Origin of the sequence: Pseudomonas sp. PS01298 (genome assembly GCF_029959745.1) — a bacterium.
Classification (GTDB): domain Bacteria; phylum Pseudomonadota; class Gammaproteobacteria; order Pseudomonadales; family Pseudomonadaceae; genus Aquipseudomonas; species Aquipseudomonas aylmerensis.
In genome coordinates this window covers 1-11,206 of sequence record NZ_JASCPP010000040.1, presented here as the reverse complement: position 1 = coordinate 11,206, position 11,206 = coordinate 1, and the positions used below count along the sequence as shown (strand labels likewise).

General features: G+C 61.7%; 9 protein-coding genes. 6 read left to right on the top strand and 3 right to left on the bottom strand.

Annotated features, from left to right (window positions below):
• Positions 1-399 precede the first annotated feature (399 nt).
• Together QMX97_RS15815 and QMX97_RS15810 are read right to left on the bottom strand one after the other, a co-directional pair.
• A complete protein-coding gene (locus QMX97_RS15815; protein WP_282397219.1) occupies positions 400-1,683 on the bottom strand; it encodes a Zn-dependent hydrolase in 1,284 nt (427 codons plus the stop codon).
• A gap of 159 nt (positions 1,684-1,842) precedes the next feature.
• Positions 1,843-3,330, bottom strand: coding sequence for an NCS1 family nucleobase:cation symporter-1 (locus QMX97_RS15810; protein WP_065901195.1), 1,488 nt, complete (start codon positions 3,328-3,330; stop codon positions 1,843-1,845).
• 590 nt (positions 3,331-3,920) lie between these two features.
• Between QMX97_RS15810 and hydA the strand changes: the two genes are divergently transcribed.
• The 3 genes from hydA to preA all read left to right on the top strand — a co-directional run bounded on the left by hydA (position 3,921) and on the right by preA (position 8,165).
• The gene (gene hydA / locus QMX97_RS15805) at positions 3,921-5,360 is read left to right on the top strand and encodes a dihydropyrimidinase (protein ID WP_065901197.1); all 1,440 of its coding nucleotides are present in this window, start codon (positions 3,921-3,923) and stop codon (positions 5,358-5,360) included.
• A gap of 163 nt (positions 5,361-5,523) precedes the next feature.
• Positions 5,524-6,891: an NAD(P)-dependent oxidoreductase gene (locus QMX97_RS15800; RefSeq protein WP_282397218.1), complete on the top strand. Its 1,368-nt coding sequence runs from the start codon at positions 5,524-5,526 to the stop codon at positions 6,889-6,891.
• A complete protein-coding gene (gene preA / locus QMX97_RS15795; protein WP_065901202.1) occupies positions 6,891-8,165 on the top strand; it encodes an NAD-dependent dihydropyrimidine dehydrogenase subunit PreA in 1,275 nt (424 codons plus the stop codon). Before QMX97_RS15800 ends, preA begins: the two co-directional genes overlap by 1 nt.
• Before the next feature lie 91 nt (positions 8,166-8,256).
• On the opposite strand, the gene QMX97_RS15790 is transcribed toward preA, so the two are convergent.
• The gene (locus QMX97_RS15790; RefSeq protein WP_027606227.1) at positions 8,257-8,877 is read right to left on the bottom strand and encodes a TetR/AcrR family transcriptional regulator; all 621 of its coding nucleotides are present in this window, start codon (positions 8,875-8,877) and stop codon (positions 8,257-8,259) included.
• 143 nt (positions 8,878-9,020) lie between these two features.
• Between QMX97_RS15790 and QMX97_RS15785 the strand changes: the two genes are divergently transcribed.
• The 3 genes from QMX97_RS15785 to copD are packed head-to-tail and all read left to right on the top strand — an operon-like array spanning position 9,021 to position 10,709.
• Positions 9,021-9,470, top strand: a complete 450-nt coding sequence (locus QMX97_RS15785; protein ID WP_065901203.1) for a GNAT family N-acetyltransferase — start codon at positions 9,021-9,023, stop codon at positions 9,468-9,470.
• A gap of 12 nt (positions 9,471-9,482) precedes the next feature.
• Entirely contained in the window at positions 9,483-9,848 is a 366-nt protein-coding gene (gene copC / locus QMX97_RS15780; RefSeq protein ID WP_282397217.1) for a copper homeostasis periplasmic binding protein CopC, read from the top strand.
• A gap of 3 nt (positions 9,849-9,851) precedes the next feature.
• Positions 9,852-10,709 carry a copper homeostasis membrane protein CopD gene (gene copD / locus QMX97_RS15775; protein ID WP_106803341.1) on the top strand — a complete coding sequence of 286 codons (858 nt, stop codon included), beginning with the start codon at positions 9,852-9,854 and terminating at the stop codon, positions 10,707-10,709.
• The last annotated feature ends 497 nt before the right edge of the window (positions 10,710-11,206 follow it).

Below are 11,206 nucleotides of genomic sequence, written 5' to 3'. Positions count from 1 at the left end.
GTGGTGAGCAGGCTTGCCCTGCGTTGGGCTGCGAAGCGGCCCCCAATCCAGACATGAGTTCTTTCAGGAAGAACCTCAGCGTCTTTACTGGGACTGCTTCGCAGCCCAACGCAGGGCAAGCCTGCTCACCACAACAGCCGACTTCGAGTTCGGCGACGAAGAGCGCGTCGTGCCCTGCCCCGCTGTTGCAGGCGAGCGTGGGGTTGGTGACAGCGTTAGGTTGGGCCTAAGCGCTCCCCTGTGGTGAGCAGGCTTGCCCTGCGTTGGGCTGCGAAGCGGCCCCAAACCCAGACATGAGTTCTTTCAGGAAGAACCTCAGCGTCTTTACTGGGGCTGCTTCGCAGCCCAACGCAGGGCAAGCCTGCTCACCACAACAGCCGACTTTAGGATGACGGCCTTTCAGGCAGCGAGTTTGCCGCTGGCAATCGCCGCCGACGCCGCCACCATCGCCCGCAACAACACCGCGCAGCCCGCCGCCAGGTCATCCGGCGCGGCGTTCTCGATTTCGTTGTGGCTGATCCCGCCTTCGCACGGTACGAAGATCATCCCCGCCGGGCCGAGTTCGGCGACGAAGATTGCGTCGTGCCCTGCCCCGCTGACGATGTCCATGTTCGACAGGCCCAGGCCATTCGCGGCGTCGCGCACAGCGTCCACGCAGCCCTTGTCGAAGTACAGCGGTGGGAAGTCGGCGGTGGGTTCCATCTCGAAACTCAGGCCGTGCTTGGCACAGGTCTCATCGATCACTTTACGCACCTGGGCAATCATCGAATCCAGGCGCGCCGGTTCCAGGTGACGAAAGTCCAGGGTCATGCGCACTTCGCCAGGGATGACATTGCGTGAGCCCGGATAGGCCTGCAGGCAACCGACGGTCCCGCAGGCATGCGGCTGATGCCCCAGCGCCGCCGCATTCACCGCCGCCACCACTGCCGCCGCGCCGACCAGGGCATCCTTGCGCAGGTGCATCGGCGTTGGCCCGGCATGCGCTTCGACACCGCGCAGTTTCAGGTCAAACCACTTTTGCCCGAGGGCGCCGAGCACCACGCCGATGGTCTTTTTCTCATCCTCGAGAATCGGCCCTTGTTCGATGTGCGCTTCGAAATACGCCCCGACCTTGTGGCCGCTGACCTCCCGCGTGCCGGCATAGCCAATCGCGTTCAGCGCATCGCCAACGCTGACACCTTCCACGTCGACCTTGGCAAGGGTGTCCGCCAGGCTGAATTTCTCGGCGAACACCCCGGAGCCCATCATGCACGGCGGGAAGCGCGAGCCTTCCTCGTTGGTCCACACCACCACTTCCAGCGGCGCCTCGGTTTCAACCTTGAGATCGTTGAGGGTGCGCAGCACTTCCACGCCCGCCAGCACGCCGAAGCAACCATCGAACTTGCCGCCGGTGGGTTGGGTATCGATATGGCTGCCGGTCATCACCGGCGGCAGGTTGGGGTTGCGCCCGGGGCGGCGGGCGAAGATATTGCCGATGCCGTCGATGGTCACCGTGCAGCCGGCATCTTCGCACCACTGCACGAAGAGGTCGCGGGCCTTGCGGTCGAGGTCGGTGAGGGCCAGGCGGCACACGCCGCCCTTGGGGGTGGCGCCGAGCTTGGCCAGGTCCATCAGCGACTGCCACAAGCGATCGCGGTTGATGTGCTGATGGGTCGATTGCAGAACGTCGAGGGCAGCGTTCATGGGGATCTCCTCAGGCTGTATTTGTTATGAATAGACTCGATTCCAACCATGGAATGGGGTCAAACATGTGGAAGCGGGCCTCTCGCGAAGAGGCCGTGACAGTCGCCGCAGATATCGTCTGCAAGCCCGCTCCCACATTTGGATTGCATTTCAACGCCTTTACAGCGGGGATTTGGCCGTGACCGGACTGATGCCGCGCTTGGCATTCAGGCCGTAATACAGCAAACCGCCCAACGCCGAGCCGGTGAACCAGCCGTAGCTGTAGAACCAGCTGAATGCATCGCTGCCCAGCGACAGCAAGGTCAGCACCACCGGCACGCCGAAGGCGATAAAACCACTCCAGTTCCACGCCGGGTACACGTCGTCGCGGTACAGGCCGGCCAGGTCCAGCTGCTGCCGCCGGGTGATGAAGTAGTCCACCACCATGATCCCGGCGATGGGGCCCAGCAGGCTCGAGTAGCCCAGCAGCCAGTTGGAATACACGGTTTCCAGGCTGACGTCGGAGACAATCAGGCCGAGCTTTTTCAGCAGTTCATGGCCCATCAGTGCCAGCCCGACCAGCCCGGTGAGGATCACCGCCGTGGTGCGGTTGATCAGCTTGGGGGCGATGTTCTGGAAGTCGTTGGTGGGCGAGACGATGTTCGCCGCCGTGTTAGTGGACAGCGTGGCGATAATGATCAGCGCCATGGCGATGGCCACCCACACCGGGCTCTGGATATGGCCGATCAGGGTCACCGGGTCGGACACGCTGACGCCCACCAGTTTCACCGAGGCGGCGGTCATGATCACGCCGAGGGCGGCGAACAGGAACATGGTCAGCGGCAGGCCGAAAATCTGCCCGAGAATCTGGTCCTTCTGGCTCTTGGCGTAGCGGCTGAAGTCGGGAATATTCAACGACAACGTGGCCCAGAAACCCACCATCGCAGTGAGGCCGGCCATGAAGTAACCGGTGAGGCTCGCCCCTTCAGGCCGCTTGGGTGGGATCGCCATCAGCTCGCTGATCGACACGTTCGGCATCGCCCACACCAGCAGGCCGATCCCCACCGCCACCAGCAACGGCGCCGACAGGGTTTCCAGGCGCTTGATCGACTCGGCGCCGCGCAGCACCACCCATAGGTTGAGGGTCCAGAAGATCATGAAGCCGATCACTTCACCGGTGCCGCCGAGGGATTTCCAACCCTCGAAAATCGAGCCGAGAAACAGGTGGATTGCCAGCCCGCCAAACATCGTCTGGATACCGAACCAACCGCAGGCCACCAGCGCGCGAATCAGACACGGCACATTGGAGCCGAGGATGCCGAAGGACGACCGCAACAGCACCGGGAACGGAATACCGTACTTGGTACCAGGGAACGCATTGAGGGTCAGCGGGACCAGCACCACGATATTGGCCAGCAGGATCGCCATCAGCGCCTCGCCCACCGACAAGCCGAAATACGCGGTGAGCACGCCGCCCAGGGTGTAGGTCGGCACGCAGATCGACATGCCCACCCACAACGCGGTGATGTGCCACTTGTTCCAGGTGCGCTCATGCACTTTGGTCGGTGCCATGTCGTGGTTGTAGCGGGGGCTGTCGAGGACGTCGGGGCCGGCGTCGAGTTCGTACAGGCCGTTGCGTTCAATGACTTGCGATCTGTTCTGTTGCATGGCCGCTCCACGGTTTTTTCGAATTATTGTTGCTCGCCTGCACTTCAATGCAGGCGGCCGGAGTACCTCGTGAACAACATGACATCACGGGTCCGGCCAGCCGCCACTGCACTCAATAACCGTGCCGACAACCGTAACCGAACCCACACCGCTTATATAACGTGCTGATGTTAATCAGCTTTCCGATTGCGCCTTCGGTACTTGCCGCGTTACTCAGGCTAAATAACGTGGAAGTTGCCCGAACGATCAGGAGTCAATCTGGTGCACCACAATTATTTTTATTTCCCACCGCCGTCAAGCGGCATATCTCAAGCGTCTGATTTGCAATAAGAAATGTTGCTCAATTTACGAACCTGTCAAGTGCGTCAAAATGGTGAGACACCGCTACATTTTGGTGAATTTGATATTTTTTCTTTATAAATCAGTTGCTTATTTAAGTTATAAGCTTAAGAAAAATCTTCTTGCTCAATCGAAAAACTCGGGCTAGTTTCTATTCCTGTCACCGATGACAGGAATTAACCGACCATCGGCAAGCAGCATTACAACACTTAGAACTGGCACAAGCCGGTCAAGCCTGTGAGGAATTCGACATGTCGCTGTTGATCCGTGGCGCCACCGTAATTACCCATGATGAAAGTTATAGAGCCGACGTGTTATGCGCAGGCGGTCTAATCCGCGCTATTGGCACTGATCTGGATATTCCCGCCGGCACCGAGATACTCGATGGCAGCGGCCAATACTTGATGCCCGGCGGCATCGATCCCCACACCCATATGCAACTGCCCTTCATGGGCACCGTGGCCAGCGAAGACTTTTTCAGTGGCACGGCGGCGGGTCTGGCGGGGGGTACCACGTCGATCATCGACTTTGTGATTCCCAACCCGCAGCAGTCCTTGCTGGAAGCCTTTCACCAGTGGCGCGGCTGGGCAGAAAAGTCGGCGGCCGACTACGGTTTTCACGTGGCGATCACCTGGTGGAGCGAACAGGTGCGCGAGGAAATGGCCGAGTTGGTCAGCCACCACGGCATCAACAGCTTCAAGCACTTCATGGCCTACAAGAACGCGATCATGGCGGCCGATGACACCCTGGTCGCCAGCTTCGAACGCTGCCTGGAACTCGGCGCGGTGCCCACCGTACATGCGGAAAACGGCGAGCTGGTGTACCACTTGCAGCGCAAGCTGATGGCCCAGGGCATCACCGGCCCGGAAGCGCATCCGCTGTCGCGGCCGTCCCAGGTGGAAGGCGAGGCCGCCAGCCGCGCCATCCGCATCGCCGAGACCATCGGCACGCCGCTGTACCTGGTGCATGTGTCCACCCAGGAAGCGCTGGATGAAATCACCTACGCCCGTGGCAAGGGCCAGGCGGTGTACGGCGAAGTGCTCGCCGGCCATCTGCTGCTGGACGACAGCGTCTACCAGCATCCCGACTGGCAGACCGCCGCCGGCTACGTGATGAGCCCGCCCTTCCGCCCGCGCGGGCATCAGGAAGCCCTGTGGCGCGGCCTGCAGTCGGGCAACCTGCACACCACCGCCACCGATCACTGCTGCTTCTGCGCCGAGCAGAAAGCGGCTGGCCGTGACGACTTCAGCAAGATCCCCAACGGCACCGCCGGTATCGAAGACCGCATGGCGCTGCTGTGGGACGAAGGGGTCAACACCGGGCGCCTGTCGATGCAGGATTTCGTCGCGCTGACCTCTACCAACACCGCGAAGATCTTCAACCTCTACCCGCGCAAAGGCGCGATCCGTGTAGGCGCCGATGCTGACCTGGTGCTGTGGGACCCCGAGGGCACCCGGACCATTTCGGCAAAGACCCATCACCAGCAGGTCGACTTCAACATCTTCGAAGGCAAGACCGTGCGCGGTGTGCCGAGCCACACCATCAGCCAGGGCAAGCTGGTCTGGGCCGATGGCGACCTGCGCGCCGAGCGCGGTGCCGGGCGCTACGTCGAGCGGCCGGCGTATCCAGCGGTGTTCGAGCAACTGAGCAAGCGGGCCGAGCGTTCCAGGCCCACTGCTGTGAAACGCTGAAAGCGGCCTTCGGCCGATCGCGGGCAAGCCCGGCTCCCACATTTCCTGAAGTGTGAACACATTCAAATGTGGGAGCTGGCTTGCCTGCGAAGAGGCCGGCACAGGCAATAAAAAAACGATTGCCCATCAGAGGCAGCACCTCAATAACCGTGAGGCCACTACCGTGATCCAGACCCTGACCCACCTCCCCCATCCCCATGAAGATGGGCCGACACTCGCCAGCCATTTCACCGACCTGGCGCCGCCGCTCAACGCCCGCCAGGCCCAACTGGAAGCTTCGCGCTGCCTGTATTGCTACGACGCGCCGTGCGTGAATGCGTGTCCCAGCGAGATCGATATCCCGTCGTTCATCCGCAATATCCACACCGAAAACGTGCAAGGCGCGGCCCAGAAGATTCTCTCGGCGAATATCCTCGGCGGCAGCTGTGCGCGGGTCTGCCCCACGGAGATCCTGTGCCAGCAGGCCTGCGTGCGTAACAACGCCGAAGAGTGCGCCCCGGTGCTGATCGGCCTGTTGCAACGCTACGCCATCGACAATGCGCACTTCAGTGAACACCCATTCCAGCGAGCCGCACCGACCGGCAAGCGCATCGCCGTGGTGGGCGCAGGGCCTGCCGGTCTGGCCTGCGCCCATCGCGCCGCGCTGCACGGCCATGACGTGGTGATTTTCGAAGCCCGCGAAAAAGCCGGCGGCTTGAATGAATACGGCATCGCCAAATACAAACTGGTGGATGACTTCGCCCAGCAGGAACTGGATTTCCTCCTGCAGATCGGCGGTATCGAAATTCGTCACGGCCAACGCCTGGGCGACAATCTGACCTTGAGCGAACTGCACCAGCAATTCGACTCGGTGTTCCTCGGCCTCGGCCTGGCGGCAAGCAAACAGCTGGGCCTGCCCAATGAGGACGCCCCCGGCCTGCTCGCCGCCACCGACTACATCCGCGAACTGCGCCAGGCCGATGACCTCACTCAACTGCCACTGGCCGACCGCTGCATCGTGCTTGGCGCCGGCAATACCGCGATCGACATGGCCGTGCAAATGGCTCGCCTCGGTGCCCGCGATGTCAACCTGGTGTACCGCCGTGGCCTGACTGACATGGGCGCCACTCACCATGAGCAAGACATCGCCAAGGCCAATCAGGTACGCCTGCTGACCTGGGCACAGCCCGAAGCCGTCTTGCTGGACGATCAGGGCCAGGTACGCGGCATGCGTTTTTTGCGCACGCGCATGGAAAACGGTCGACTGCAGCCTACCGGCGAAACCTTCGAGCTGGCCGCCGATGCCATCTTCAAGGCTATCGGCCAGGGCTTCGACAACGGTGCGCTGCAGGATCCACTCGCCCAGCAACTGCATCGCGTGGGCGAGCGGATCTTTGTCGATGAACAGCTGCAAACCAGCATTCCCGGGATCTATGCCGGCGGCGACTGCGTCAGCCTCGGTCAGGACCTCACCGTGCAGGCGGTGCAACACGGCAAGCTGGCCGCCGAAGCCATGCACGCCCAACTCATGCTGAATGTGGAGGCTGCGTAATGGCCGATCTCTCGATTGTGTTCGCCGGTATCAAGGCCCCCAACCCATTCTGGCTGGCTTCCGCGCCGCCCACTGACAAGGCCTACAACGTGGTCCGCGCCTTCGAAGCGGGCTGGGGCGGCGTGGTGTGGAAGACCCTGGGTGAAGACCCGGCGGCGGTCAATGTGTCGTCACGCTACTCGGCGCACTTCGGCGCCAACCGCGAAGTGCTGGGTATCAACAATATCGAACTGATCACTGACCGCTCGCTGGAGATCAACCTGCGGGAAATCACCCAGGTGAAAAAGGACTGGCCCGACCGCGCGCTGATCGTGTCGCTGATGGTGCCGTGTGTTGAAGAGTCCTGGAAAAACATCCTGCCGCTGGTGGAAGCCACCGGGTGCGATGGAATCGAACTGAACTTCGGCTGCCCCCACGGCATGCCCGAACGCGGCATGGGCGCGGCGGTGGGCCAGGTGCCGGAGTATGTGGAACAGGTGACCCGCTGGTGCAAGACCTATTGCTCGCTGCCGGTGATCGTCAAGCTCACGCCGAACATCACTGACATCCGGGTGGCGGCGCGTGCAGCGTATCGCGGGGGTGCGGACGCGGTGTCGCTGATCAACACCATCAATTCCATCACCAGCGTCGACCTGGAGCGCATGGTCGCGCTGCCGGTGGTCGGTACCCAGAGCACCCACGGCGGCTACTGCGGTTCAGCCGTGAAGCCGATTGCACTGAACATGGTCGCCGAAATCGCCCGCGACCCACAGACCCAGGGCCTGCCGATCTGCGGCATTGGCGGCATCGGCAACTGGCGCGATGCAGCAGAATTCGTCGCCCTCGGCTGCGGCGCGGTGCAGGTGTGCACAGCGGCGATGCTGCACGGGTTCCGCATTGTTGAAGAGATGAAGGATGGGCTGTCGCGGTGGATGGACAGTCAGGGTTACCAGAGCCTGCAGGAATTTTCCGGGCGAGCGGTGGGCAACACCACGGACTGGAAGTACCTGGACATCAACTATCAGGTTATCGCCAAGATCGACCAGGCCGCCTGTATAGGCTGCGGGCGTTGCCATATTGCCTGTGAGGACACTTCGCACCAGGCCATTGCGAGCTTGAAGTTGGCCGATGGCACGCACCAATACGAGGTGATCGACGATGAGTGCGTGGGCTGCAACCTGTGCCAGATCACCTGCCCGGTGGCGGACTGCATCGAGATGGTGCCGATCGAGACGGGCAAGCCGTTCCTGAATTGGACGCAGGATCCGCGCAACCCCTACCGGGAGGCGGTGTAGCCCTTTATATGATCGTTCCCACGCTCCGCGTGGGAATGCCTCACTGGACGCTCTGCGTCCGCGCTTGGAACGCGCAGCGTAGGAACGATCATCACGGCTCCAACCCGATCCCACGCAAAATCACACTGGTCACCGTCTGAATCGCCTTTTCGAACTGCATGTCCGACAGCGGCTGGTGATCATTCAGAATCTTCACCTGATGATCGAAGTCGGCGTAGTGCTGGGTCGACGCCCAGATCATGTACAGCAGGCTCGACGGTTCCACCGGCAGGATGCGTTTGTCCTCCACCCATTGGCGAATTTTCGCTTCCTTCATCTTGGCCCAGTCGTACAGGCTTTCATCCAGCGCCTCACCCAGCGTCGGCGCGCCGTGGATGATTTCGTTGGCCCAGACTTTCGAGCCATACGGCCGCGTGCGCGAGCGTTGCATCTTGGCGCGGATGTAGCTGCTGAGCACGACGCGCGGATCATCGAAGGTCTCGAAGCTCAGTGCATCCTGCTTCCACACTTCCAACAGGTCGAACAGCACAGCGCTGTACAGCTCGCTTTTGGTGGTGAAGTAGTAATGCAGGTTGGAGCGCGGCAGTTGCACTTCTTCGGCGATGTCGGCCATGGCGGTGCTGCCATAGCCCTTTTCGGCGAAGATTTTCTCCGCCGCCAGCAGGATTTTTTCGACGTTGACCCGACGAATTCCACTCTTGTGATTGCCCATAAGGGCTCCCTGACAACAACTTGGCTTAAAGACTACCATCGGCTCTAGATCGCGGCGACAGGCCACAATGAAACTTCTTACGCGAAGCTTTCGCGCATAAATAGGATTGGTTAGGATCGCGATCCCTATGAAGGATCATTGCCATGAGTATTCGACCTCGCCTGGCCACCGACGACCCCGTGCTGGGCGCACTGTGGGAGCGTTCGGTGCGGGCCACCCATGACTTCCTCCCCGAGGATGACATCCAGCGTTTGCTGCCGCTGGTGCGCGACACTTACCTGCCGATGCCGGCACTCGATACGTGGGTGTTCGAGGATGACGCCGGCATCGCCGGCTTCATCGCCACCGGCGGACACAATGTGGAGATGTTGTTTATCGACCCCGACCGCCGTGGCCAGGGCATCGGCCGCCAGTTGCTGGACCACGCCCGCGCCCGTCACGATACCCTCACGGTGGACGTGAACGAACAGAATCCGCAGGCCGTGGGCTTCTACCTGCACTATGGTTTCATCCAGGTCGCGCGCTCGCCGCTGGATGGCGAAGGCAAGCCCTTTCCCTTGCTGCACATGGCTCTACCGACTCCTCAACCCTGAAGGTACTGAACAATGCTGATCAAGAACACGTTGACCGCCGTCGCCCTGCTCGCCTCGCTGCTGGGCGCCTCGGCGGCGTTCGCGCATGCGCACCTCAAGAGTTCGACGCCAGCGGCTGACAGCACCGTCGCCGCGGCTGCCGACCTGCGCCTGAGCTTCAGCGAAGGTGTCGAAGCCACGTTTACCAAAGTCTCCCTGAGCAAGGACGGCACCGAAGTCGCGATCAAGGGCCTGGAAACTCCCGACGCCGACAAGAAGACCCTGGTAGTCACCCCTGCCGCCCCGCTGGCAGCCGGCAATTACAAAGTGGTGTGGAACGCCGTGTCGGTCGACACCCATAAGAGCAACGGTGAATACAGCTTCAAGGTCGGCCAATAACCCATGGCAACGCTGCTGGTGCTGTGCCGTTTTTTGCATTTCATCGTCGTGCTGCTGATGTTCGGGGCCTGTGCATTCAGGCCCTGGCTATTAGGCGCTGGAGCGCAACCGACACTGGACCGGCAACTATTGCGCATCACGCGCGCCCTCGCCTGGCTGGGCCTGGGCTCCGGCGTGGCGTGGTTGCTGTTGATCACCGCAAGCATGGCCGGCAGTTGGCAGGCGGCCCTGCAACCGGCCACCGTGCAATTGGTGCTGGGCAAGACCTTCTTTGGCCAAGTGTGGGTCTGGCACCTGTTGCTGAACCTGTTGCTGGTGATTGCGCTGCTCAAACCCTGGCCCGCCCTGCGCCTGCCTTTGACCGCCCTGCTGCTGGCGACCCTCGCCCCGGTCGGCCATGGCGCCATGCTCGATGGGCTCAGCGGCCAATTGTTGATCCTCAACCAGGTGGTGCATCTGGTCTGCGTGGGCGCCTGGCTCGGTGGATTGTTGCTGCTGGTGTTGATCCTCAGGCAACCGCAAAGGCCCAGCCTGGAACCGATCCTCAGGCGTTTCAGCGGCGTCGGTTATGGCCTGGTCGCCGGTTTGCTGGTGACGGGCTTGATCAACGTGCGCGTGCTCACCGGGCAACTGTGGCCCACGCCGTTGTTCAATGGCTTCGCACTGATCCTGCTGATCAAGGTGATGCTGGTCCTGGGCATGTTGGCGCTGGCCTTGCTGAACCGATTGCGCCTTGATCGCGGCGAACAGCACCTGGGCAGTTTGAAAGCCAGCGTGATGCTGGAATGGTTACTAGGTGTTTCAGCAGTAGCCGCCGTTTCCCTGCTGGGCACCCTTCCGCCGATGGTCATGGCCAACTGAATCCAGGGCAGGCGCGTGTCGTACTCGATCAAATGTGGGGCTTGCCCGGGGTATTGCCGGGCCTTGCGCGGCCGGCGTGGACGCCGCATTCCCCCATGTGGGAGCGGGCTTGCTCGCGAAAGCGCTGGTTCAGTTGATATTTCCGATAACTGACACACCGCCTTCGCGGGCAAGCCCGCTCCCACATTTTTGAGCGGTGTGAAGCCTGGGCGTGGTTGTGAGGTTGAAATCGCCAGGCCTTGCGCCGTAAGCATGGACGATCCATTCCACAATGTGGGAGCGGGCTTGCCCGCGAAAGCGCTGGTTCAGTCGATATTTCCGGTGACTGATACACCGCCTTCGCGAGCAAGCCCGCTCCCACATTTTTTAATCGGTGTGGGGCTCGGGGTATGGTTGCGCGGTTGAAAACGCCAGGCGTTGCGCCGTAAGCATGGACGATCCATTCCCCAATGTGGGAGCGGGGGGGGGCGGGCGCGCGGGGGGTTAGGGGGGATTTT